Raw genomic sequence first — 24,925 nt, 5'->3', positions numbered from 1 at the left:
CCTTACTACAAACTTGCTTTATCCGAAACGGCCAGTAATGTAGTCCTCTGTCCGTTTGTCGCGCGGGTTTTGGAAAATCGTTGGCGTCTGGTCAAATTCCACAAGCTCCCCGTTGAGGAAGAACGCCGTTTTGTCAGAAATTCGCGCTGCTTGCTGCATGTTATGCGTCACGATGACGATCGTATACGTATCTTTCAGCTCTTCCAGCAGCTCCTCGATTTTCGCCGTGGAGATCGGGTCCAGCGCAGAAGTAGGCTCATCCATCAAAATGACTTGCGGCTGGACAGCCAGCGCGCGTGCAATACAGAGACGTTGCTGTTGTCCGCCAGACAGTCCGGTAGCAGGCTTTTTCAACACGTCCTTGACTTCGTCCCACAAAGCAGCGGCCTTGAGACTGTTCTCCACGATCTCGTCGAGCTTGTGGCGATCCATCATGCCGTGAAGTCTCGGTCCGTAGGTGACATTGTCGTAAATGCTTTTCGGAAACGGATTCGGATGCTGGAACACCATTCCGATATTTTTACGCAACCGCTCGACTTCCACGCTGGAACTGTAAATGTCTTCATCAAACACCTTTACAACCCCGGTGATTTTGGTGTTCGGAACAGAGTCGTTCATCCGGTTCAACGTACGCAAAAACGTAGACTTCCCGCAGCCGGACGGCCCGATCAAAGCTGTAATGGAATTTGGCTCAACATCAAGATTTATATGATAGAGGGCTTGTTTGTTACCGTAGAAGAGATTTAACTCTCTTACCGAAATAACACTCATGCTTTCCTTCGCTCCTTCGCGGTTGTAGCATCTGATTACTCAACCACTATAGCTCGCCAATGTTATGCTTTGATGAGGACTATATTAAGTTTCCATAAAGTTTTAAAGCTAGGTAAAGTTATGGTAAATGTTTCTTGCAAACCATATACGCCCCCAATAGTACACCCTACAATAAAGCTGAACGTTTTGTCGAATAAGGGGAGAGCATGTAATGCCGAGAAAAAAACGTATATTGGGCAACGCGTCGTTTCATTACCGATCGATTTTTACCAGATTGTTTTTCGGGATTTTGACTATGGTAGTCAGCATGATGGCCATTGCCGCATTCTTTATCAGTTATCAATCGGAAAGCACACTCAATGAAAAAACGAAGCAGCAGCTCTTCGATGCATCCGGGTCTGCCTTGCAGGAAGTGAACAGCCGCGTACAGTCAATCATCACCGCTCTTTCCTCCTATGCTTCTACTTACAAAAACAGCAAAATCACAAACAGTCAGAGCTTCGGCATCTTTACCGACATGGTTAACAGCAATCCGACGATTTCGGAAATTCAGGTCGTTACAGCAGATGGGCGTTACTTGACCTTCCCAGGCTCCCCGCTGGACAGCTCTTATGATCCGCGAGCAGCAGACTGGTACAAAGGAGCGTGGGACAAGCCAACCGCTTTTGTTTCGGACGTGTTTCAATTTTCCGCAACCGAGTTTCCCAAAATCGCCGTGTCGATGGCTTTGCGCAACGACGAGGAAGAACCTGTCGGGGTAGTCGTAGCGTTCGTCTCCGTGCCAAAGCTCAGCGAGTCGATTGGACAAATCAAGCTGGGAAACACCGGGTACGCAATGATTGTCGATCAGCAAGGGAAGCTGCTCGCTCACCCGGATAAAACGTACGCCTTGCAGCGCCCCCTGCTCACGGAGCTGCCCGTCGTCTCCAATGTGATCGCAGGCAAGTCAGGCTTTGATTCGTTCCATATAAACGGCATGGATGCGTTCGCCGCCTACAAGTTCGACCCGGCGCTCAAATGGGGAATGATCGTCGTTCAATCCGTATCAGAGGTCAAGCAGGAGGTCCGCCGCTTGCAACTGACGATTCTGGTCGTCTCGCTCGTCGGTCTGATTTCACTGGCTTTGCTGCTCTATTTGTACGTTCGCAAAATTATCAAGCCCGTCAAAGAAGTCCAGCAAAAAATGACGGCTTTCAGCGAAGGCGACTTGTTCCAGACGATGCACGTCCAAACCAATGATGAAATCAGACAGCTCGCCGACAGCTTCAACCGGATGAGCGGACAGATCAGAACGATCATCGGCAAAATCCAGTACGTCATTTCCGATGTCAAACAGGTGGCCGAGCATGTCGGAACAGGCTCGCGCCACTCCCACGCCATGCAGACAGAGGTCGTCTCCGTCACGGAGCGGCTCGCCCTGGAAATGGACAACCAGCAAGCCCAAATCGATGATATTCACCAAACTATGGCGGACATCACGCAAGAGTTGGGCCGCGTCACCCAATCGATGGAAACAGCGATCATGCAAAATCAGAAATCGCGTGAACAAAGCGCCAAAGCCGCAACCTCAATCGCCCTGTTAAAAGACAACATGCAAAAAATCTCGACGGATATGAAAGCATCCCTTCAGGCGATGGGTTCGATGCGAGAAAGCATGGATGACATTCGGGACATTCTCGGCTGGATTTCCTCCATCTCGCAGCGCACCAGACTGTTGTCTTTCAACGCCCGGATTGAAGCATCGCGAGCTGGTCAGGCTGGACTCGGCTTCGGCATCGTGGCTGACGAAATCCGCCTGTTGTCGGAGCAAACCGAGGAGGCCACCACTCGCATCCAACACGTCATCACGTCCGGCGAGAACCGGATGGAGCGCGTAGAGGCTTGTCTGGCAACTACCGATCACGCGACCGTCGACGGGATTCACACATTGCATCAGGCGACAGATATTTTCCAGCAGACGATCTCGATCAGCGAAGTTTTGACGACGCAGTTTGAAGCGATCAGGCAGTTGGCCGAAACGATCTCCAGTCAAAGCCAGGTCATTTTCCGGCGCGTCGACAGCCTCGCGGATTCCGCTCAGGAAGTGGTTGCCGGCACCCAGCAAGCCGTCGCCGCCAATCAGGAAAGTCTCTCGCTGTCTGAGCAGTTCCTGCACGATTCAGAGCGACTGGCTGGCATCGTAGAAGATTTGGAGCACGAAATCCGGTTTTTCCGGGCAGTAGAAAAGCCTTCTGCATAGAAGGCTTTTTTTGTTGCTTGTTTTGCTGTCTAGCGGACTCGTCGCACGGCGCAGCAGTCATCATCAATGCTTGGGGAGTCATGCTGCATTTCGTGGCCGTGGCTCTGGCTCCGGCTCCGGCGTTGTCCTTGTCTTTGCCCTTGCCCTTGCCCTTGCCCTTGCCCTTGCCCTTGCCCTTGCCCTTGCCCTTGCCCTTGCCCTTGCCCTTGCCCTTGCCCTTGCCCCGAGACTGTACAAGAAAAGGCCCTCCTGCGCAAGCTTGCTGCCAGGAGAGCCTTTTCCTTTTCCTTCGCGATTCAGCCAAAGCGACCGCTGATGTACGCTTCTGTCTTGTCGTTTTCTGGCGAGGTGAAAATTTTTCCCGTTTCATCCATCTCGACCAGTTCGCCGAGCAAAAAGAATGCCGTCTTATCCGAGATGCGCGCCGCCTGGTGCAAGTTGTGCGTCACGATCACAATTGTGTATTCTTCCTTCAGTTGCATGACCAACTCTTCGATTTTCATCGTAGAAATCGGGTCGAGCGCAGAAGCCGGCTCATCCAGCAGCAAAATGGTCGGCTGCATGGCAATGGCGCGTGCGATGCACAGACGCTGCTGCTGTCCGCCTGACAGAGACAGGGCGGAATCGCGCAGACGGTCTTTTACTTCGTCCCACAAAGCCGCTTTGCGCAAGCTCGTCTCCACCAATTCGTCCAGCTTGCGACGATCCGTCAATCCGTGAAAACGCGGGGCGAACGCGATATTTTCATAGATCGATTTGAAAAAAGGGTTGGCCCTCTGGAACACCATTCCGACGACCTGGCGCAAGCTCTCGATGTTGACTTCCTCACTGTTGATGTTGATTCCATCCACGACAATCGAGCCTGTCACGCGGCACGAAGGAACGAGGTCGTTCATCCTGTTCAGGCTGCGCAAAAGCGTCGATTTTCCACAGCCGGACGGCCCGATAAAAGCCGTCACCGAGTTGCGCTCGACTTCCATCGAGATATTTTTGACGGCTTGCTTCTCGCCGTAATAAACCGAGACATTGTTTGTTGAAATAATCGTATCCTGCATGGTGAGTATGGACATCCCCGTCATCTCTCCTTAGTTGGACCCTGAAGTCATCTTTTTGTATACCCAAGTACCAAACCAACGGGCCGAGAGGTTAAAGAGCAACACAGCAATGATCAGAACAGCTGCCGCACCGTCTGCCACATCGCGGGCGTCTGGCGTCAGCCCCTCGCTGTTTACTTTCCAAATATGCACGGCCAATGTTTCAGCCGGGCGGAACGGATTCAGCGGAGAGGTCGGACTGTTCAAGGAGAAATCAGCAAAGTTCAGGTTCGGCGAAGACATCCCTGCCGTAAACAAAAGCGCAGCCGCTTCCCCGAAAACGCGGCCGGAAGCGAGGATCGCCCCGGTGAGAATGCCCGGGAGCGCGGCCGGAAGAATGACGGAAACGATCGTCCGCCATTTGGTGATGCCAAGCGCCAGGCTTGCTTCTTTTTGACTGCGCGGCACGTTGCGCAGCGCATCCTCTGTTACGCGTACGAGCAACGGAAGGTTGAAGACGGTCAAAGCCAGGGCACCGGAGAACAAGGTATACCCCCAGCCCGTCATGTTTACGAAGACGAGCAAGCCAAACAGACCAACAACGATAGACGGCAACGAAGAAAGCACTTCTATACTCATGCGGATAAACTGTGTGAACTTGTTATCCGGCGCATATTCAGCCATATAAATTCCTGCTCCGATGCCAAACGGCAAAGCAATCAGCATGGTCAGAACCAGCAAGTAAAACGAGTTGAACAGTTGCGGTCCGATCCCGCCTCCTGCGTTGACGATATCAGGCGGAGAAGTCAAAAAGTCCAGGTTCAGCTTATGCCAGCCTTGCGTCAAAATGAAGCCGAGCAAGCCGATAAGCGTACCGATAATCAGAGCGGCAATCAGAGTCAGCACAACAGTCGCAATACGGTCCATCAATCTCGCTCTCATTTACTTCACCAGCCTTTTTCTGCCCAAAAAGCGCAAGATCATAATGAAAACGAACGACATCAGAAGCAGCAGAAGAGCCATGGACCAGAGCGCATTGTTGTAAGGCGTTCCCTGAATCGTATTTCCCATGTTAAGCGTAATTCCGCTCGTCAGCGTGCTGATTGGATCAAGCAAGCTGCCTGGAAGCTTCGTCGTGTTACCGATCACCATTTGTACCGCAAGCGCTTCGCCAAATGCGCGCGCCATCCCCAATACGACCGCCGTCAAGCAACCCGGCAGGGAAGAATGCAGCACGACATTCCAAATCGTCTGCCAACGCGTCGCACCCAGAGCAAGCGATGCGTTCCGCAAATCTTGAGGCACAGCCTCGATCGCATCTGTCGCCACACTGGTGATCGTAGGCAAAATCATCAAAGCGAGTACGAGTCCCCCAGCCAACAGACTGAAGCCCAACACATCGAACTGTTCGCGAATAAACGGAACCAATAAAGTAAGACCTACATATCCGTATACAACGGATGGAATCCCAACCAAAAGCTCAATAACTGGTTTCAACACTTTTTTCCCGAAGCCCGGGAATATTTCCGTCATGAAAATCGCTGCGCCAATTCCGAGCGGTGCCGCGATCAATGCAGCGAGAGCCGTTACCAAAAACGATCCGAGGATGAAAGGAAACACACCGTAGAGTGCAGGCTCGCCCTCTGGGTCCCATTTCACCTGAGTCAAAAATTCACTGATACTGACACCGTCAACAAAAAAGGTGGACAACCCTTTGGAAGCGATGAAGTACGTAATCGACAAGACGACGATGACCAGCAAAGCCGCACATACCATGGCGATTGTTCGCCCGGTCATATTCTCTGTAAATTGGCGTTTATTGTATGTCAGCATTTTTCGCGCAATCAGTGATTGGCGATTTGTCCCTACCCCTTCAATACGATGGTTCATGTTCTCCCTCCTAGAAAGAAAACGGCTTTCGAGCAAGCAAAATGAGGGGTAAGGCCCCCCCACCCCTCTATTTTGCTGTTGACCCGTGAGTGTCTTATTTTTGCGTTACTTTGCCTTCTGCATCACGTTCTACTTTCATATCTGTGATTGGCAGGAAGCCCAGTTCAGTAATAGTTTTCTTTTGTACTTCTTCAGACAGGATGAACTCCAGGAAAGCTTTTGCGTTGCCAGTTGGCTCGCCTTTTGTATACATGTGCTCATATGCCCACACTGGGTATTTGTTCGATGCAATGTTTTCTGCGTTTGCTTCTACACCGTCGAGTTTCAATGCTTTTACGGAGTCATTGAAGTAGGACAGAGCCAGGTAGCCGATTGCGCCAGGAGTTTCCGCGATGATTTTGCGAACGGTACCCGAGGAATCCTCTGTGATGCCTTCTGCTTCTTCTTTTCCGTCCAGTGCGAATTTGCTGAATGTTGCACGGGTTCCGGAAGACTTTGGACGGTTTACCAGCGTGATCTTCATATCGTCGCCGCCAACATCTTTCCAGTTGGTGATTTTGCCAGTGAAGATGTCGATCAGTTGTTGCTTGGTCAGGTTGTCTACTTTTACTTTCGGGCTAACCGCTGCTGCCATACCAACAACTGCTACTCTATGGTCAACCAGTTCGTTTGCCGGAATGCCTTTTTTCTCTTCTGCGAAGATGTCGGAGTTACCGATTGTTGCTGCGCCGCTTGCTACTTGGCTCAGACCTGTACCGCTTCCTCCGCCTTGAACTTGGATTTGCACACCTTGATTTTTTGCCATAAAGTCTTTGGCCGTTTGCTCGACCAGAGGCTGCAAAGCGGTAGAACCAACTGCAGTGATCGGTTCACCCGATGTAGTTGTTGTCGAACCAGAGTTGTTTTGTTCCGGAGCCGGAGTAGCTGGTTGCTGCGCCGGTTGTTGCGCTGGTTGCTGTGGTGCTGGAGCCGCATTGTTGCTTCCACAACCTGCGAGCAATGCTCCTACAAATGTCAGCGCCATTAACATTTTGCTGAGTTTTTTCATTGGATGAAAATCCTCCTTAAAAGGTTCGGTTTGTTTTTTTCTCTCTTACAAGTACAAACTATACAGGTCGAATGTTGTAGGATTGTGATGCCATTGTTAAGCTTTTTTAAAGATGGTCGGGCAAATGTATAAAAGGCGGCACATCCTGTTCAATCAGGTTGTGCCGCCTTTTGCTTGCGGTTAACTATTTATTTGTCGCGGGTCAAAGGCTGCGATATATCGACATGCCCCATCAACGATTCCGTTTTCTTGCCGTCTTCCAGGATGACGATTTGTTTTACTTCCGGGAATTGAAAAAAGGTTTCTTTCAGCGAGTCCACTGCCATTCCTTCGCCGCTGGAACCGAGGTTGTACTGGTTTTTGCTATCCGCATCAATCGTCAACGTGCCGTCAGCAAACGTCAACGAATGGTATTGGAAGTCTTTCCAGAGCGGAAAATGAGCATCTGCCTTCACTGGCTTCCCAAGCAGCGCGAGTGTTTTCTTGTACTTCTCGATGTCTTCTGCAAACGAGATTTCCTGTTCTTCTTTTTGCAGCTCCATCAGATCGCTGTCGGAGTAGTAGACGGTCACGAGCTGTTTTTTCAGTGTCGGCTCTGTAGTCGATGGGTCTGTTTTATTGCCGGATGGCTGTTCAACAGGTGTTGTCGGCTGCGGTGCAGGCGTTGCATTTTGTCCGCAACCAGCCAGAAGCAACACAGCAAAAGCTGCCACCCCGATCATCAGACTTTTTTTCATCGTGAAAGCCTCCCTTACTGATAAGACTGATAGTATTCACGAATAGCCGCAGCAAGGGCTTTCGCGATTTTGTCCTGAAATTCCGATGAGGTAAGCAACGCATTCTCTTGCGGGTTGGACAGGAAGCCTGTCTCTGTCAGGACAGCCGGCATTTTGGTGTTTTTGATGACGTAAAAGCCGCTTGCCTTGACGCCCCGATCCGGGAACTGCGTAGCACCTTGCAAATACTTGTGAACGACTTGCGCAAATGTTTTGCTGTTTGCATTGTAATAGAACGTTTCCGTTCCGCCTGTCGTCGGTTTCGGGAATGCGTTGGCGTGGATGGACAGGAACAGATCCGCATCCATCTCGTTGGCAATCGCCACCCGCTCTGACAGCTCATAGAATACATCTGTCGTACGCACCGGAACTACCTGAAACTCCGGATATTGTTTCAACAAGGCTATTAGCTTGTTTGCGACAGCCAGATTGTAATCTTTTTCGTGGTTGCCTGCCACGCCCAACGTTCCAGGGTCTTTTCCCCCATGACCAGCATCGACTACGATGAGGTAGCCTGTCTTTTTAGGTTTTGGGGTAAGCTTCACTTCGATACCGTCTTTCGTATACGCCAGATTATACGCGCTCTTCTGGTTCAACTCAATGACGACGCGAACCGTCTCGGGAGAAGCACTGTACTGGCTGTAGCGAAGGCTGGCGATGAGCGGCTCTTCCTCCGGCACACTCGCGGCTTCCTGCTGCTCATCGTTATAAGAATCGGAGTCTTCTGCACTCTGTTCGTCCTCGTCATCTGCGGAAGCAGCCTGCTGTCGATCCTCAGACTCTCCCATGCTCGCTGCTTGTTCCTTTTGCTTCAACTCTTCCACCAAATCATCTGTCAAAGCCGTTTGGGGAAGATCCAGCACAATGCGATGGGGGCCTGTCAGTACAAAAGCGTTCGCCTGTACAGGCAGCTTCATATTAATATGTACGCGATCCCCATCTTGCTCAACACCTGTCAGATGATTAAGTCTTTCAATCTCGACCAAGTTCTTTTTCTGGTTCCAGTCAATCGACCCGCCCAGTTCGTCTTCCACTTGCTTCAACGGGAGAACCAGCTGGCTGTCGATCGTCATGCCGCGCTCTGGGCGACTCCAGGCAAAGCCTTTTTGCCCGACTTGTTCTGCCACTGCATCGGCAGCCACATACATCGTGTCAGACACCTGGTACAGCTTGATCGCTTTTTCAGGAGCGCGTCCGTTCAATGTCACTTGCGGCGTCTCATTGGCAATGACGGTACGGGAACTGCTGTCCCAACCTACTGTGATTCCAAGCGATTCCCCGACAAATCGCAAAGGCAGCAGCATGCGTTTCTGGGAAATGACAGGGGCTGTATCCAGCTTGACCTGTTTTCCGTTCAGTTGCGCCGTGCGCGAGTCCAGCGTGAGGGAAAGCTGCTGAGATCCCTTCGTAATAACAGCTGTCCGGGTCGCTTCATTCCAGGCGACATCTGCGCCCAGACCTTCTGCGATGACACGGACAGGAACCAATGTCCGCCCGCTTTTGATCAATGGCGGTACATCCGGGGTAACTGCTTGTCCACCAATCATTAAGCTGACGGTCTCCTCAGTTGCACTACTTGCCGCAGCCGGCCAACCGGGGATAAGCAGCAGGACCAGCAGCAGCGCCAGAAGCAGAGGGTAAAATCGTCTTTTCATCCTGACCTCCTCCGTGATGTCTGATTTGTTATGTGGCGTTAGCCCATTGTGCAACGTTCACCATTCTATTAGACGCTAGTGAATCTGTAAAGTTTATAGTCTTTTCGTACCAAAAAGACAAAAGACTGCTCTTTTTTGACAAAGAGGCAGTCTTTTGAGAGAGAATCGTGTCTGATCCTGCTTGTTCTATCGAAGGAAGCGCGACAAGCCGCGCCTTTCTCTTCTGCTTACTTCCTGAACGGGTCCCTGCCCTTTCAGCATATTCAAGCCCCCGCTGGCAATAAACTGCTGAATCATGGACATGACAGCCGGATTTGACAGAACTTTGATTGAATCCGCTACTTTCGGGTTCTTCAGTTGGGGAATAGCCCCGCTCAAGTGCGGCAATAACGGCAGCAAATCTTCAATCGAGATCGCAGGCTTCGGTTTCTCCGGGGCGGACTGTACAGGAACCGGACGCTGGCGTCCACCGAACAAAATGCTGCGCCGCGGTCCCAGACTGGGCGTAGCCTTCAGTCTTCCAAGCGTGTCCTTCATATCCTGCAACTCTTGCTTCATCTGGTTCATCTCGCGCATCACCTGGGCATTGCTCACATCATGCGCATCAGCCAGCCTGTGCATCGTCTCTAACAGTTGGCCCTGGGAGACGGCCTGCTTCTTTTTCCTTCGGGTCTTGGCAGCGATAATCCCACCTCCCTCCTAGATAAGCCCCCCCCTTTATTTAAAGCGCTTTTTCAGGTTGTCGATGTCTTTGGAATTAACGCCTTTTTTGGACAGCTTATTCAGCAGGCTCCCGACGTTTTCGGTCTTGGACATTTGCCGAAACTGCGCCACATATCCGTTCAGTTCCTTGTCTGAGAAGTTTTTGCCCGCTTTTTTGCCCAAATCGCGAATGACCTCTTTCAATCCTGCGTCCGTTTTCAGCTTGTCTTTGGGAATTGACCTTACAATGCTGAGCAATTTGCCAATATCCACAGCGATCCCCCCTGGTTGCAGTTTGTTCCTTTTTACTCTATGTAGCCAGGAGCACAATGGATTGGTCATTTGTCCATGCGTTGGAAAAAAAGAAAGAAGGGCATCCGCAGATTAAGGCTTGATATCTGCGTATTTGAAGTCGATCATTCCCAAGCCGTCCATAACCACTCCATCGACATTTTTGCTTTGCAGCCAATTTTGTGAATAATAATAGATCGGCATGATCGGCATTTCGTCCATGAGGATTTGCTCGGCCTTGGCGAGAATCGCTTTGCGTTTTTGCGGGTCCTGCTCTTTTGCCGACTGGTTCAGCAGTTCTTTATACTGCGGATTTTCCCAACCCGTGTCATTGTGCCCACCGTCTTTGTCCTTGAACATCTCCAAAAAGTTGATCGGATCGTTGAAGTCGGCGAGCCAGCCAAAGCGGGATATTTGATATTTGCTTTGGTGGACATCTTCCAGAAATTTTTTCCATTCGGTGTTTTCCAACTTCACCTCTACGCCAAGATTGTTTTTCCATTGATATTGGATCACTTCTGCAATTTTTTTATGACTTTGGGATGTGTTGTAGGAAATGGTGATGGGAGGGAGTTTGCTGATTCCTGCTTCTTTCATTCCTTCTTGGAGAAGCTGTTTCGCTGTTTCTATGTCATTGTCTTTGAAGTAACCCTCAGCTTTAAGCCCCATGCTCGACGGCACATAACCTGTGGCGGGAAGGACATTCATCCACATTGCTTCTATCAACCCCTGCCGATCCAGCGCATAAGCAAAAGCTTTACGGATTTTGACATTATGAAAAGGAGCTTGCTTGGTGTTGAAGCGATAAAAATAAGTGCCTGCTATCGCTTGAGTGTTAAGTATCGGAGGTGATCCCAAATCCAACTCGAGATCAAGTGGGATTTGGGACAAAGGAGCTCCTGCCCAATCTAGATCTCCGTTGCGAAACATCGTCAGCTCTACCAGTTCGTCTTCTATCATGGAAAAATGAATCTTGTCCAATTTTACGTTCCCTTTATCCCAGTAGTTCTGGTTTTTAGCCAGAATCATCTGGTGCTGGGGCTTCCAAGTCTCGATTTGAAAAGGGCCGTTCCCTACAATCGTTTTGGGGTCAAGCGCCCATCGTGCGTTTGCTTCCACTACTTTTTTATTTACGGGGTAATAGGTGTAGAAAGTTGTCAGTTCCGTGAAGAACGGGGCTGGAGCGGTTAGCTCCACGGCCAAGGTTGTCGCATCTATGGCTTTGACTCCTACTTCCTCCGCTTTTCCGTTACCTTGATTGTAAGCTTCCGCGCCTTTCAAATAGTATAGCTGGTAAGCATAACTCGATGCTGTCTCAGGGTTCAGCGCGCGTTTCCAAGCATATTCGAAGTCATGAGCAGTTACCGGATCGCCATTGCTCCACTTAGATGGACGGATTTTAAATGTATAGGTTTTGCCGTCAGCAGAAACCGTATAGCTTTCCGCTGCTGCTTCATGAATTTTTCCATCTTTGCCTACACGGGTCAATCCCTCGAAAATTGCCCTAGTTACTGCTCCTGACGTTGAATCTTCCGCGATCCCCGGGTCCACAGTCGGCGGGTTCGAGTTCATATTCATCCTGAGCACCTTCGGCTCCGCCGCTTGTCCGGCATCCGCATACCCTGCCAAGCTTCCCCCAACAATCAGCATTGCGCTTGTAACTGCTACTACGCTTTTTTTCACGATCAAAACTCCTTATTTTTTTATATGGACTTCTACCATCAGTATACAAGCGAGAGGGATTTTTTGGGTGATTTTTCTAATAAAAGGATTGCGCCATGCTCGCCGACCGCTTGCCGCAAAAAAAGAAGAGAAGCGTTAAAAACGCCCCTCTTCCTTATATCAGTTGCATCTCTTCAATGATTACTTGATGTCAGCGTATTTGTAGTCAACAGCACCCAGACCGTCGATGATTACGCCGTCAACCTTGTCGTTTTTAACCCAAGATTGAGTGTAGTAGTAGATTGGCATGATTGGCATTTCATCCATCAGGATTTGCTCAGCTTCTGCCAAGATTGCTTTACGTTTTTCTGGATCTTGTTCCAGAGCGGATTGGTTCAGCAGCTCTTTGTACTTCGGATTTTCCCAACGAGTATCGTTGTTTCCGCCGTCTTTTTCTTTGAACATTTCCAGGAAGTTGATTGGATCGTTGAAGTCACCCAGCCAACCAGCGCGAGCTACTTGGTATTTACCTTGGTGTACATCATCCAGGTATACTTTCCACTCTTTGTTTTCGAGTTTCACGTCTACGCCGAGGTTTTTCTTCCATTGGTCTTGAATCGCTTCTGCGATCTTTTTGTGACCTTCGGAAGTGTTGTAGGAAAGTGTCAGGGTTGGCAGTTTGCTGATACCTGCTTCCTTCATACCTTCTTCCAGCAATTTTTTCGCTGCATCGAGGTCTTTGTCCTTGAAGTAGCCGTCTTTGTTCAGAGCCATGCTCGGTGGCACATAGCCTGTTGCTGGCAATTGACCAGCTTGCAGGATGTTGTCGATCAGGCTTTGACGATCGATCGCGTAAGCAAACGCTTTACGGATTTTCACGTTGTTGAAAGGTGCTTTTTCTGTGTTGAAACGGTAGAAATAAGTACCTGCGATCGGTTGAGTTGTCATTTTTCCGGAATCTTTCAGAGCCGGAATTGCGTCTGTTGGCAATGCGGAAGTTGGAGCACCTGCCCAATCCAGTTCGCCATTTTCATACATGGACAGCTCAGTGTTCTCATCTTCTACCATGGAGAACTCGATTTTGTCCAGTTTTACGTTGTCTTTATCCCAGTAGTTGTCGTTTTTCACAACAACCAGTTTGCTCTTATGTTCCCAAGTTTCCATTTTGAATGGACCGTTACCAACGATTGTTTTCGCATCAGTAGCCCATTTGTCGTTGCCTTCAACTGTTTTTTGGTGAACTGGGAAGTATGTTTTGAACGCTACCAGTTCCAGGAAGAATGGAGTTGGGTTAGTCAGTTCAACTTCCAGTGTTTTGTCATCAATTGCTTTTACGCCTACATCTTCTACTTTACCAGTACCTTTGTTGAAGGCTTCAGCACCCTTCACATAGTACAGTTGGTAAGCGTAGTTGGAAGCTGTTTTCGGATCGAGCGCGCGTTTCCAAGCAAATTCGAAGTCTTTTGCGGATACAGCATCGCCGTTGCTCCATTTAGCATCGCGGATTTTGAATGTATATTTTTTACCGTCTGGAGAAATCTCAATTTTTTCAGCTGCTGCTTCATGTACTTTGTTATCTTTACCTACACGAGTCAAACCTTCAAAAGTAGCTGTGATGATCGTGCTGGAAGTTGTATCTTCCGCAATACCAGGGTCAGCTGTTGGCGGCTCGGAGTGCAGGTTCAATTTCAGTACTTTTGGTCCAGCTGCTGGAGCAGGAGTTTCCGTTTTGTTACCTGCTGCTGCATTATTATCTGCTGGCGCTGCTTGGTTACCGCCACCGCATCCTGCAAGTGCCGCACCAAGAACGAGGATAGAACTCATTGCTACGAAAACATTCTTTTTCATACAAGTAATCCCCCTTTTCTAAATCTTTTATCAATATACATGGTTTTATATTATTTTTAAATATGTTTTAGAATGATTTAATAAATTTTTATTTATTTATAAAGATGTTTAATCTTTTATAAAAAATAATTTATTGGAAAAATATAATAGCAAGTGCTCGACGTCTTTATTCTCATCTGGAAAACGTTGATTTGGCGCGGTTTTGTCGCACTTCTTCTCACAACACTCTTGGCGATCCTGCCCAAAATGGCTTATTGATGCGTGTCGCTATCAAACTCATTTTTTATTTGGAATTTTACAAATTTTTATTTTTCTCATTGCCCTCTATTCTGTTTTCTTTATGGATGAACAAACTCGACAAGCTTTGACGGCGATTTCCCTCCGCATTCAACAAAAAAAGAGGAGCTGATCGCTCCTCTTTCATTCTTTGCTATTATTGAATGTCTGCCCATTTCCAGTCTACGAAGCCCAGACCGTCCAGAACAACACCTTTTACCTTGTCGCTCTTCACGTAGGAATGAGTGTAGTAGTAGATTGGCGCAGCTGGCATTTCGTCCATGAACAATGCTTCTGCTTCTGCCAAGATTTGTTTGCGCTTCTCAGGGTCTTTTTCAACCGCAGATTTGTTCAGCAGCTCTTGATACTTCGGACTTTCCCAGTTGGTATCGTTGTTGCTGCCTTTTTTCAGCTTGAACAGATCCAGGAATGTGTACGGATCGTTGTAGTCGCCAGTCCAGCTGGAACGAGCGATTTGGAATTTACCTTGGTGCAGGTCATCCAGGAATACTTTCCACTCTTTGTTCTCCAGCTTCACTTCTACGCCAAGAGCTTTTTTCCATTGGTCCTGGATTGCTTCGGCAATTTTCTTGTGACCTTCGGATGTATTATAGGAAAGAGTCAGAGTTGGCAGCTTGGTGATGCCTTCCTCTTTCATACCTTCTTCCAGCAATTTTTTCGCTGTTTCTACATCGTTATCTTTGAAGTACGGGCTAGATGCTACTGCCATCGTTGGAGGCACCAGACCCATTGCCGGTTCTTGGTTTGCTTGTGTTACGTTGTCGATGATTGTTTGACGGTCGATCGCATAAGCGAACGCTTTACGGATTTTCGCATTGTTGAACGGCGGTTTCTCTGTATTGAATTTGTACAGGTACGTGCCCGCAATCGCATGCGTTTGCATTTTTCCGGAGTCTTTCAGAGCCGGAATCGCGTCTGTTGGCAGTGCGGAAGTTGGAGCACCTGCCCAATCCAGATCGCCGTTGTCAAACATGGACAGCTCCGTGTTTTCATCCTCAACCATGGAGAAATCGATCTTGTCCAGTTTTACAGCATCTTTATCCCAGTAGTTCTCGTTTTTCGCGAGAATCAGCTTGCTTTTGTGCTCCCAAGTATCGATCTTGAACGGACCGTTACCTACGTGAGTTTTCGCGTCGCCTGCCCAGTTTTGCGTTCCTTCAACCACTTTTTGGTTCACTGGGAAGTACGTGTAGAAAGCAGTCAGCTCCAGGAAGAACGGAGTCGGGTTTTTCAAAGTAACAACAAGTGTTTTGTCGTCACTTGCTTTTACGCCCACGTCTTCAGCTTTCGCTTTGCCTGTGTTGTACTCTTCCGCGTTTTTCAGGTAGTACAGTTGGTAAGCGTAGGTAGAACCGAGTTTCGGATCGAGCGCTCGCTTCCAAGCGTATTCAAAGTCTTTTGCTGTAACAGCATCGCCGTTGCTCCATTTGCTGTCACGCAGGTGGAATGTATAAGTAAGTCCATCTTCAGAAACGTCAATTTTTTCCGCTACGGATTCATGTGGTTTGCCATCTTCACCAATACGAGTCAAACCGTCAAAGGTCGCACGCAAAACAGCACCGGAAGTGGAATCCTCAGCCAAGCCAGGGTCAGCCGTTGGTGGCTCACTCTTCATGTTCATGCGCAGAACTTTTGGACCGCTTGTTTTTTCACTATTAGCAGAATTTCCTTGCTCTGCTGCTTTCTCGCCGCCGCCACAGCCAGCCAGCGCCGCACTCAGAACCAGGATGGAACTCATCGCTGCGAATACGCTTTTTTTCATTGGTGTTGACCCCCTTTTGTATGTGTAACACTCATGGAAAAGCTACTTCAACAAATATACTGCATTTTTAGTAATATTGAAGACATTTTAAGCAAGTTTAATTATGTTTTATTCAAAGATCAAATTGTATTAACGGAAATAAATTCACATTCTTCATTAAATGAAGTATGCCTCGCGACGGAAAAACTATGCGAACCGCGGAATTTTCGCCATTCTTCCCATGCAAAAACAAAGAAGCCTTCCCGTCTTGGCAAACGACGCCGGGAAGGCTTTCTTCAAAATTATAAACTTTGGATTTGTCGATATTGTTGTGGAGATACTCCGACAATGGAACGGAAGTCCCGGATGAAATGCGAGTGGTCGTAATAGCCAAGCGCTATGGACATCTCCAACCAGTCGCTCACTACTCCCTGATCAATCAGTTGCGCCGCTTCGTGCAGCCGATACCGCTGAATCACTGATTTCGGGCTGACGCCAACATAACGGTCAAACAGTCGCTGCATCGTCCGCAACGTCATGTCGGACAGTCGAACAGCATCCTCTACCTTCAGCACATTCCGATCCGCCTGAATCCTTGCGACCAACTGAGAAATTTTTTCTACATTCGGATCTTGCTGGGGCAGCCGTTCAATCAGAAACTGCTCGAATCGCTCAACCATTGCCTGATCGTCCGGCAACTGGAGTATTTCTGCTTCCAGTGCGGCCGTGTCCACCTGGAACACTTCTTCTATAGTAGTAGATGTACCGTATAGCTCCGAAACAGGTTTTTGCCAAAACGGAAAGAATCCCCCTGGCTTGAATTTTACACCGAATACATGACCTTGACCCGCAAGCATATGGGAGGACGTGGACGGAGCGACTCCGAAAATTCCCGATGCCCCCTGTTCAAAAACGAGATTGACGTTGGGGTGGGCCAACACTGTTTGCGAATAAGGAGCTTGTCCGCGCAAATCCCATCTGACTACCCAATAGTGCTGAACGAAGTATCCGATCTCCTTGCTTGGCTCATACCGTTGCAGCGAAAACTTTTTGCCGCCGAGCACGGCATGCAGCACGCCTTTTGGCAGCATATCCGGATTTTTTTCCATTTAGTCCGCCTCCTGTCGCGTTTTTACAATACACCCCTGTTTTGTCTGTCTATACTAAGAGTAGTAGTTGCAGCTGGGGATTACAATTTCAAAATTTATTGATAACAGGAGGCACGACATGGATCATATTTTCAATTTTTACATCGGAGCTACCCCAGAACGCGTATGGCACGTTCTCACTTCGGAAGAGGGAGTCAAAAGCACGTTTTTCAACTCCGTCATCCGCTCCACTTTTCAAGTCGGTGACGATCTGGCTTATGTCGGGCCTGGAAATGATGGCCCTGAGACAGTCCATGTGTACGGAAAGGTTCTGGCATTCGAGCCGCAGCAAGTCTTCAGCTTCCTGGAGCATCCTGGCCCGTCTTACCGGCCCAACCACGCTGAACTGCAGAGCCGCGTAACCTTCAAGCTGGAGCCTGTCGGCGGATGTACACGACTGACCTTGATCAACGACCAATGGACCGAAAATCATCCTTCCAACGCCAACGCGAGTCAAGATTGGCCGATGATTCTCTCCAACATCAAGACGTATGCAGAAACAGGAAAAACGTTGGATTTCGGCTACTAAGCCGGACAATTTGAAAAGGAAACCCCGGAAGCGGCATGCCTTGGCACTCTCGCTACCGGGTTTTTTTGCCTGCTACTCGACCATCTCTGCCCACTTCAGATCGATAAAGCCCAATCCGTCTACCTGTACGCCTTTTACCTTGTCGCTTTGCACCCAGACGTCGACATCCGTAAAGAGCGGAATGACTGGCATGGCGTCCATGAAAATTTGCTCGGCTTCCGCAAACAGCTGCTTGCGCTTCTCCGGGTCACTCTCCAAGGCGGACTGTTTCAAAAGCTCTTTGTAGCGCTCGTCTTCCCAGCCCGTATCGTTGTTTCCGGTCTTCGCGTCGCGGAACATTTCCAAATAGTTGATCGGATCGTTGAAATCGGCATTCCAGCCCAAGCGGCCAATCTCGTAATTCAGTTCATGCAAATCTTGCAAGTGAACCTTAAATTCTTTGATCGCCAGCTTCACGTCGATGCCGAGATTGCGTTTCCACTGATCCTGCATGGCTTCCGCGATTTTTTTGTGTCTGTCTGTCGGGTTGTAGGACATCGTAATCGTGGGCAAGGTGGTCACACCCAGTTCTTGCATGCCTTCCGCCAACAGCTTTTTCGCTGTCTCGACATCGTTGTCGCGGAAGTAGCCCTCCGGTTTAATAATCATCGATTGAGGCAGCATTCCCATCGTCGGCACTTGTCCAACCTGCGTGATGTTGTCCACGATGCTTTGGCGATCAACCGCATAGGCCAACGCTTTGCGGATTTTCGCATTTTTCAGCGGCCCTTTGGTCGTATTGATTTTGTACCAATACATCGTCGCTTTCGGATGAACGACCAGCTTGCCGGCTTCCTTCAAAGACGGGATCGCATCAGTCGGCAAACCGCCAAGCGGTTGACCAGCCCAGTCCAGCTCGTTGTTGTCAAACATGGACAGCGCTGTATTGTCATCCTCGATCATGGCAAATTCGATTCGGTCGAGTTTGACAGCATCTTTATCCCAGTAGTTTTCGTTCTTTTCCAATACAATCTTGCTCTTGTGCTCCCAGCCCGTCATTTTGAACGGACCGTTGCTAACGTGTGTTGCTGCTTCATTCGCCCAGTTCGGATTGGCTTCTGCCACTTTTTTGTCTACAGGATAATAGGTGTAAAAGGCCGTCAATTCCAGGAAAAATGGTGTCGGGTTTTCTAGCGTGACTTCAAGCGTTTTGTCATCAAGAGCTTTTACCCCCAGCTCGGTTGCTTGCGCCTTGCCCGTATGCACCTTTTCCGCATTTTTGATGTAGTATAGCTGGTACGCATATTCGGCACCCAGCTTCGGATTGAGCACACGCTTCCAGGCATACTCGAAGTCGTGCGCTGTCACCGGATCGCCGTTACTCCACTTCGAGTCGCGAATCGTAAACGTGTACACGCGCTTGTCGTCGGATATTTTCACGTCCGACGCAACCGAGTTCATCGGCTTGGCGTCTTTGTCTAATCTGGTCAAGCCGTCAAAAGTAGCACGAACGACCGCGCCTGACGTAGCATCCTTGGCAAGCCCAGGGTCCGCCGTCGAAGGCTCGCTTGTCAGGTTGGCCCTGAACACTTGCGGCTTGCCAGCGCTCGCCGTCTGCTTGGCTTCTCCTGCTTTTTGCTCGGCAGGTGCAGAAGGCGGAGCGGCGGCCTGATTCCCGGAACATCCTGCCAAAATACTTCCAGCCACAAGCGACACGCCGAAAAGTAGTTTGAATGTTTTGTTCATCTGAATTTTCCCCTTTATCAATTTTTTTCTATCGCCACCACAATATACTCGACAAAAATCGTCTTGAGAATGGGGTTCGGTGAGATTTAATTAAATTTTACGAATATTTATACTTTTATAAATGAAAATAAACCCAACCAGCCACACGGGCCAAATTGGGTTTATTTGTTGATTCATCAATTAGCTGTTCCTTAGAATGCAGGAACGATGGAACCTTTGTATTCATCTTCAATGAACTTTTTCACTTCTGGGCTGTTCAGTTCTTTCGCCAGCTTTTGGATCGCTTCGGAATCTTTGTTGTCTGGACGAGCTACCAGGAAGTTCGCATATGGAGACTCTTTGTCTTCAAGGAAGAGAGCGTCTTTTGTCGGCACCAGTTTTGCTTCGAGTGCATAGTTGGTGTTGATCAGCGCCAGGTCAACTTCTTCCAGGACGCGTGGCAGCATAGCAGCTTCTACTTCTTTGAACTTCAGGTTTTTCTTGTTTTCTACAACGTCTTTTACCGTTCCGCTGATGCCAGCGCCTTCTTTGAGCTTGATCACGCCGTTTTTCTCCAACAGAGCGAGCGCGCGTCCGCTATTGGTCGGGTCGTTTGGCAAAGCAATGGTTGCGCCTTCTGCCAGCTCGTCAACGGATTTTACTTTTTTGCTGTAAGCACCGAAAGGCTCGATGTGCACGGCGATTACTGGCTGCAAGTCCATGTTTTGACCTTTATTGAACTCTTCCAGGTAAGGCTTGTGCTGGAAGAAGTTTGCGTCCAGTTGCTTTTCATTCAGCTGTACGTTTGGTTGTACATAATCGGTAAACTCTTTCACTTCCAGGTTAACACCTTGTTCTTTCAGCTTTGGAGCGATGAACTTCAAAATGGCTGCGTGTGGAACCGGAGAAGCGCCTACTTTCAACGTTACTTCTTGCTGTTGTCCGCCTTGTGCGCCGCCTTCAGTTGGAGTTGGAGCTGTTTCCGTTTTGCTTCCGCACGCTGCCAAGGAAAATGCCAATACGGTAGAAAGTACAGATACGACTAATTTTTTCATAAATGATTTCCCCCTATTTTTTGGTCTGTGTTCTGCAAAGCTTATATGGAAAGACCTTACTTGCGGCTGAATCGCATAACCAGGCGATCCCCCAGCGACTGCAAGATCTGGACCAACACGAGCAAAATAATCACTGTAACAATCATGACATCTGTCTGGAAGCGTTGGTAGCCGTAGCGGATTGCCAAATCTCCCAGCCCGCCGCCGCCGATTACGCCGGACATCGCGGTGTAAGAGACGAGGGCAACTGTCGTGATCGTAATCCCGGCCACCAGACCTGGACGCGATTCAGGAAGCAGCACGTTCCAGATGATTTGCCAGTTGGAGGCTCCCATCGACTGCGCGGCTTCGATGACTCCTCGATCCACCTCTCTCAGCGAGGTTTCCACCAGCCGCGCAAAAAACGGGGCTGCACCGATGACGAGCGGCGGAATCGCTCCGAGTACCCCGAGTGAAGTACCCACAATTACTTTTGTCACAGGAATCAGCAAGATCATCAAAATGATAAACGGTACAGAACGCAGTATATTGACAACGAATGAGGCAATTGCATAAAACACCTGGTTTTGCAAAAGCTGTCCGCGAGAAGTCAGGAACAAAATAATCCCCAGCGGCAAACCAATCAGGATGGTAAACAGTGTCGAGAAGCCAAGCATCGTCAGCGTATCTATTGTTCCCTCGGCGATCTCCGACCAATCCACATTTTCCAAAGTCCAGTCCATCTATATCACCTCTACTTCCAAGCCACGCTGACGCAACGTCTCGATGGTTTTTTCGTTTTGACGGACATCGCCTTCCAGCTCGACGACCAGTTGGCCGTACGGCGTATCCTTCATGCGGGAAATCGTTCCTTGCAAGATGCTGAACACCGTGCCTGTTTCTTGCATCGTCTGGAACAAGATCGGCTGGTACGTCTTTTCCCCCAGGAATGTGACGCGGGCAATCGTGCGGTTTCCTGCCGCCTTTTCGTGCGCGACTGCTTCCCGCAGCTCGCTGGAATCAGCCACCTGCTCGACAAATTCCTGTGTCGTCGGATGCTGCGGCTTGAGAAACACATCCAGAACCTCGCCCGACTCGACAATTTTTCCGCCATCGATGACGCCTACGCGGTCGCAGATGGAACGGATCACGTGCATTTCGTGCGTGATCAGCACGATGGTCAATCCCAGTTTGCGGTTGATATCGAGCAAGAGCGCGAGAATCGAGTTCGTCGTCTGCGGATCGAGAGCGGAAGTCGCTTCGTCGCACAGCAACACTTTCGGATCATTGGCCAGCGCTCGGGCGATGCCTACGCGCTGCTTCTGACCGCCGGACAATTGCGACGGGTACTTGTCCCGATGCGCTTCCAGCCCGACCAGTTTGAGCAGCTCGTCCACTCTTTTCTGGATTTCAGCCTTCGAGCGATTGGCGAGCTTGAGCGGGAAAGCGACATTCTCGCCTACGGTCGCGGAAGACAGCAGGTTAAAGTGTTGGAAAATCATCCCGATCTGGCGGCGCTTTTCCTGAAGCTTGCTGTCATCGAGCTTGGTCAAATCCACTCCGTCGACAACGACTTGTCCTGACGTAGGGCGCTCCAACAGGTTGATGCAACGAATCAGGGTACTTTTCCCCGCACCGGAATGCCCGATGATCCCGTAAATTTCCCCTTTATCTATGGAAAGGTCAATCCCGAGCAATGCCGGAATCGTCTTGCCTTGTACTTGATAGCTTTTATGCAGTTGTTGCAATTGAATCAACGCATCCACCTCCCAGCAAAATCTGTCTACATGCCTTGTGAAAAACAGAAAGCCCCTTTTTTCATAAACGAAAAAGGGGCTGCAACGCATGTATACGTTCGCATCCACCCTTCTCATCTATCAAGATCCAACCAATCTTGTAGGAATTGGCACCGCGACGCTCATTTTCGAAAAAATGAACCGGTTGCCGGGCTTCATCGGGCCTGTCCCTCCGCCTCTCTTGATAAGAAAGATTTCCACGTATATTATGTTCGTTTTTCATATTTTCATGATACAAACCGGATTATATCCTTTTTGAAAATATCCCGTCAATAGCAATCCCAGGAAAAACTTTTTTAATCTATCACTCCGTTGCGGATAATGGTTGCCTGAACATGAAAACGAACAGACGCCTGCCGGAAAATTTTTCTCCAGTCGCGGTTCGTCATCTCTTTCAATCCCCTCTGCTGGGCGCGATAGACGATGCCAAATCCCGCCGGATCGACGTCCAGTTGCTGCAATTTTTTGACGACTTTTTGCAGTTCTTTCTCGATTTCCTTTTCCAATGCGTCCTCCATCGTTTTCATCATTTTGCTGTCCTCCAGCTTGATCGGTATCGTCAGTTCAAGGATTCGTGCCTGCAGACGGACGCGCACGTCAAAAACGGGAGGAGATGCTGCCAATGTCTTTTTTCGCAAAGTGCTCATTGTACAATGCCACCCGTATTTGCCCGCCTGAAGGTTTTTTGTCTGATTGCAAATTTGCCTTGTCCCGCATGCCCTTGCTCGTTTCCCCAGTCCCAAGTGCCTTTCGACATGATCGATATTCAGTCTATCCTGATCGATTTCCCTCAGCTTCGGAATAAGCTCGCTGTACACGACTTTGGCATCCGCCATGCGAAAACCATCTATGCAGGAACTCCTGGTCCATCTCCTTCACCCCAATGTGCTTGTGCTGTAGAAAATCATGGATAGTGTGCCCAAATATGCAAAAAAACAGCACGCTACATTCGCGTGCTGTCTGTACTGTCGTCTGTTTTGTTGTCCTCTTGTTGCATCGTTTCAGTCGGCGGCTCAAGCTTTTCCTGAATGAACGACTGAATCTGGTCTACGTCGGGAATGAGCACGGCTCCTGCCTTGTGCGATTCCCGGAACATTCCCATCGGCGGCAGCTGATAGTTGCCCGGTTGCATCGTATCGAGCTTCAAGCCGAGCGCGGACAGCTTCAGCATGTCCATGGAGCTGATGTTCGTCTGGATGTACGGCGCCACTTGTTTGAGGATGGACGGCAACTGGATCAGGGATGTGCCGCTCTTCATCTGGCTCGCTACAGCGGCGAGCAATTTGCGCTGACGCTCGGTGCGCGTATAGTCGGATGTGGCGTCATGGCGGAAACGGACGTACTGCAACGCCTTGTTGCCATCCAACTGCTGCACACCTTTTTTCAGATTGATATCGTAGACGCCTTTATCTGTCGGGTCATGGTAATACATGTTTTTCTCTACGTCGATCTCGACGCCGCCCACCGCGTCGATCAGCGCCTTGAAGCCTTCGAAATCGGTAATGACGTAGCGATCCACAGGAAGTCCGGTAAACTGGCTGACCGTCTTCATCGCCAGCTCAGGCCCGCCGTCTACAATCGCCGAGTTGATACGCGAGCTGCCATTTCCGGGAATGTCCACATACGTATCCCGCAAAATGGAGAACAGATCGTAACGCTTGGATGCCGGGTCGATACTGACCAGCATCATGGAGTCGGAACGGGGAAGCCCGTTATTTTTCATTCCCCTGCGATCCACACCCATCAGCAAGATGTTCACACGCTCTTGACCATCCCACTCGGGTATCTCCGCCGCTTTCGTTGCGGCTCCGCCATCCGGCGGGGCAGGTGTAACAACATTAGGAGCCTGGATATTTTGAGCAAACTCATAAAAGGAGTATCCGTAATAACCCGCTGTCGTGGCAATCACGACAAGCATCAGGAGCAACACTCGTTTCCATATTCGCATAAAGAACTACTCCACCTTTTATTCTCTGTATCTACTTGAACTCATCTCACCACTTGTTTAGTATACTCGAATCTTTACAATGTGGAGCAGCCTTTATTTGGGTAGCTTAACTTTTTATACTTTAACATTTACAAAATTTGCAATATTCTTTATACTACCTTCATACTCGTTTCCAAGGGGTGACTTGTCGTGCTTTCTCCATCCGCGTTTTTTCAGCGTTACCCGCAGGAAGCCCTGTTTTTTCTCGTTGCAAGCTTTATCAATTCTGCTGGCAGCGCTTTCATGTGGCCGTTGACTACTTTGTACGTACATACGATTCTCCATCGCTCCATGACCGAAGCCGGCTTTGTTTTGATGGTCCAGTCTTTGGCGGGCATTGCCGGGCAATTCGTCGGCGGCTCCCTGTTTCACCGCTTGGGCGCCAAGCGTCTCATCGTGGGGGCGCTGCTTTTTCAAGGATTGATTCAACTGTCCATTCCGTTCATCAGCAGCTGGCCTGTCTATCTCGTGCTCATGACCTGTTTGGGCTTTACTTTCAACCTTTCTTTTCCGGCGATCCAGGCATTTATTGGCTTTCGCTGGAAGGAGCAGCGCCGAGAGCTGTTTAACATCGTCTACGTAGGCAACAATCTCGGCATGGCGATCGGCACTTCGCTTGCCGGGGTCATCGCTACCTTTTCCTTTCAGTTGACCTTTTTGTTCAACAGTACGAGCACGCTGTTGTTTGCGCTGTTCTTCTTCCTTTTTATGAAACGCTCTTTTCTAAGAAATTGTTGCTTTTAGAAAAGCCGTGAGTTGCTTGATATTTATAG

At 49.3% G+C, this 24,925-nt stretch carries 22 protein-coding genes and 1 riboswitch; of the genes, 3 read left to right on the top strand and 19 right to left on the bottom strand.

Annotated features, from left to right (window positions below; genetic code table 11):
* Positions 1-18: 18 nt before the first annotated feature.
* Positions 19-771, bottom strand: a complete 753-nt coding sequence (gene pstB, locus NST23_RS02790; protein ID WP_122966586.1) for a phosphate ABC transporter ATP-binding protein PstB — start codon at positions 769-771, stop codon at positions 19-21.
* A 211-nt stretch (positions 772-982) separates the two neighbouring features.
* Between pstB (NST23_RS02790) and NST23_RS02785 the strand changes: the two genes are divergently transcribed.
* A complete protein-coding gene (locus NST23_RS02785) occupies positions 983-3,010 on the top strand; it encodes a methyl-accepting chemotaxis protein (protein WP_173598099.1) in 2,028 nt (675 codons plus the stop codon).
* Between the two features lie 296 nt (positions 3,011-3,306).
* Here the strand turns inward: NST23_RS02785 and pstB (NST23_RS02780) are convergent, their stop codons facing one another.
* The 12 genes from pstB (NST23_RS02780) to NST23_RS02725 form a co-directional block, all read right to left on the bottom strand.
* Positions 3,307-4,080, bottom strand: a complete 774-nt coding sequence (gene pstB / locus NST23_RS02780; protein WP_063229446.1) for a phosphate ABC transporter ATP-binding protein PstB — start codon at positions 4,078-4,080, stop codon at positions 3,307-3,309.
* Between the two features lie 15 nt (positions 4,081-4,095).
* Entirely contained in the window at positions 4,096-4,986 is an 891-nt protein-coding gene (gene pstA / locus NST23_RS02775; protein WP_340963074.1) for a phosphate ABC transporter permease PstA, read from the bottom strand.
* Entirely contained in the window at positions 4,987-5,934 is a 948-nt protein-coding gene (gene pstC / locus NST23_RS02770; protein WP_122966589.1) for a phosphate ABC transporter permease subunit PstC, read from the bottom strand. It abuts the gene before it with no gap.
* A gap of 94 nt (positions 5,935-6,028) precedes the next feature.
* Positions 6,029-6,982, bottom strand: a complete 954-nt coding sequence (locus NST23_RS02765) for a phosphate ABC transporter substrate-binding protein (protein ID WP_173598098.1) — start codon at positions 6,980-6,982, stop codon at positions 6,029-6,031.
* 188 nt (positions 6,983-7,170) lie between these two features.
* Positions 7,171-7,719 (bottom strand): GerMN domain-containing protein, encoded by a 549-nt coding sequence (locus tag NST23_RS02760; RefSeq protein WP_280649130.1) that lies wholly within the window; start codon positions 7,717-7,719, stop codon positions 7,171-7,173.
* A 14-nt stretch (positions 7,720-7,733) separates the two neighbouring features.
* Positions 7,734-9,413, bottom strand: a complete 1,680-nt coding sequence (locus tag NST23_RS02755; protein ID WP_340963070.1) for an N-acetylmuramoyl-L-alanine amidase — start codon at positions 9,411-9,413, stop codon at positions 7,734-7,736.
* A gap of 186 nt (positions 9,414-9,599) precedes the next feature.
* Positions 9,600-9,980 carry a hypothetical protein gene (locus NST23_RS02750; protein WP_229049802.1) on the bottom strand — a complete coding sequence of 127 codons (381 nt, stop codon included), beginning with the start codon at positions 9,978-9,980 and terminating at the stop codon, positions 9,600-9,602.
* A gap of 150 nt (positions 9,981-10,130) precedes the next feature.
* A complete protein-coding gene (locus NST23_RS02745; protein WP_063229439.1) occupies positions 10,131-10,388 on the bottom strand; it encodes a hypothetical protein in 258 nt (85 codons plus the stop codon).
* A gap of 111 nt (positions 10,389-10,499) precedes the next feature.
* Entirely contained in the window at positions 10,500-12,089 is a 1,590-nt protein-coding gene (locus NST23_RS02740; RefSeq protein WP_340963067.1) for a peptide ABC transporter substrate-binding protein, read from the bottom strand.
* A gap of 180 nt (positions 12,090-12,269) precedes the next feature.
* Positions 12,270-13,916, bottom strand: a complete 1,647-nt coding sequence (locus NST23_RS02735; RefSeq protein WP_122966594.1) for a peptide ABC transporter substrate-binding protein — start codon at positions 13,914-13,916, stop codon at positions 12,270-12,272.
* Positions 13,917-14,349: 433 nt separating this feature from the next.
* A complete protein-coding gene (locus NST23_RS02730; RefSeq protein ID WP_122966595.1) occupies positions 14,350-15,975 on the bottom strand; it encodes a peptide ABC transporter substrate-binding protein in 1,626 nt (541 codons plus the stop codon).
* A gap of 281 nt (positions 15,976-16,256) precedes the next feature.
* Complete coding sequence (locus NST23_RS02725; RefSeq protein WP_173599866.1) at positions 16,257-17,063, bottom strand: helix-turn-helix transcriptional regulator; 807 nt, start codon at positions 17,061-17,063, stop codon at positions 16,257-16,259.
* Between the two features lie 118 nt (positions 17,064-17,181).
* On the opposite strand from NST23_RS02725, the gene NST23_RS02720 reads away from it, so the two are divergent.
* Complete coding sequence (locus NST23_RS02720) at positions 17,182-17,631, top strand: SRPBCC family protein (RefSeq protein ID WP_122966597.1); 450 nt, start codon at positions 17,182-17,184, stop codon at positions 17,629-17,631.
* Positions 17,632-17,703: 72 nt separating this feature from the next.
* Here NST23_RS02720 and NST23_RS02715 read toward each other — a convergent pair whose 3' ends face one another.
* From NST23_RS02715 to NST23_RS02690, 6 genes are all read right to left on the bottom strand, one after another.
* The gene (locus tag NST23_RS02715; protein ID WP_173598092.1) at positions 17,704-19,356 is read right to left on the bottom strand and encodes a peptide ABC transporter substrate-binding protein; all 1,653 of its coding nucleotides are present in this window, start codon (positions 19,354-19,356) and stop codon (positions 17,704-17,706) included.
* Positions 19,357-19,547: 191 nt separating this feature from the next.
* Positions 19,548-20,390, bottom strand: a complete 843-nt coding sequence (locus tag NST23_RS02710; RefSeq protein WP_122966599.1) for a MetQ/NlpA family ABC transporter substrate-binding protein — start codon at positions 20,388-20,390, stop codon at positions 19,548-19,550.
* A gap of 56 nt (positions 20,391-20,446) precedes the next feature.
* The gene (locus NST23_RS02705) at positions 20,447-21,112 is read right to left on the bottom strand and encodes a methionine ABC transporter permease (RefSeq protein ID WP_063229431.1); all 666 of its coding nucleotides are present in this window, start codon (positions 21,110-21,112) and stop codon (positions 20,447-20,449) included.
* Complete coding sequence (locus tag NST23_RS02700) at positions 21,113-22,126, bottom strand: methionine ABC transporter ATP-binding protein (protein WP_281869286.1); 1,014 nt, start codon at positions 22,124-22,126, stop codon at positions 21,113-21,115.
* A 110-nt stretch (positions 22,127-22,236) separates the two neighbouring features.
* Positions 22,237-22,356, bottom strand: a riboswitch (SAM riboswitch).
* 105 nt (positions 22,357-22,461) lie between these two features.
* A complete protein-coding gene (locus NST23_RS02695) occupies positions 22,462-22,812 on the bottom strand; it encodes a Ger(x)C family spore germination C-terminal domain-containing protein (RefSeq protein WP_280649134.1) in 351 nt (116 codons plus the stop codon).
* Positions 22,813-23,108: 296 nt separating this feature from the next.
* Positions 23,109-24,113, bottom strand: a complete 1,005-nt coding sequence (locus NST23_RS02690; RefSeq protein WP_173598090.1) for an LCP family protein — start codon at positions 24,111-24,113, stop codon at positions 23,109-23,111.
* Positions 24,114-24,302: 189 nt separating this feature from the next.
* On the opposite strand from NST23_RS02690, the gene NST23_RS02685 reads away from it, so the two are divergent.
* Entirely contained in the window at positions 24,303-24,896 is a 594-nt protein-coding gene (locus NST23_RS02685; RefSeq protein WP_309539118.1) for an MFS transporter, read from the top strand.
* The last annotated feature ends 29 nt before the right edge of the window (positions 24,897-24,925 follow it).

Source organism: Brevibacillus sp. FSL K6-0770, from assembly GCF_038000275.1.
Classification (GTDB): domain Bacteria; phylum Bacillota; class Bacilli; order Brevibacillales; family Brevibacillaceae; genus Brevibacillus; species Brevibacillus parabrevis.
Note: the sequence above shows the minus strand (reverse complement) of the source record. Positions and strands in the feature narration are given on the sequence as shown.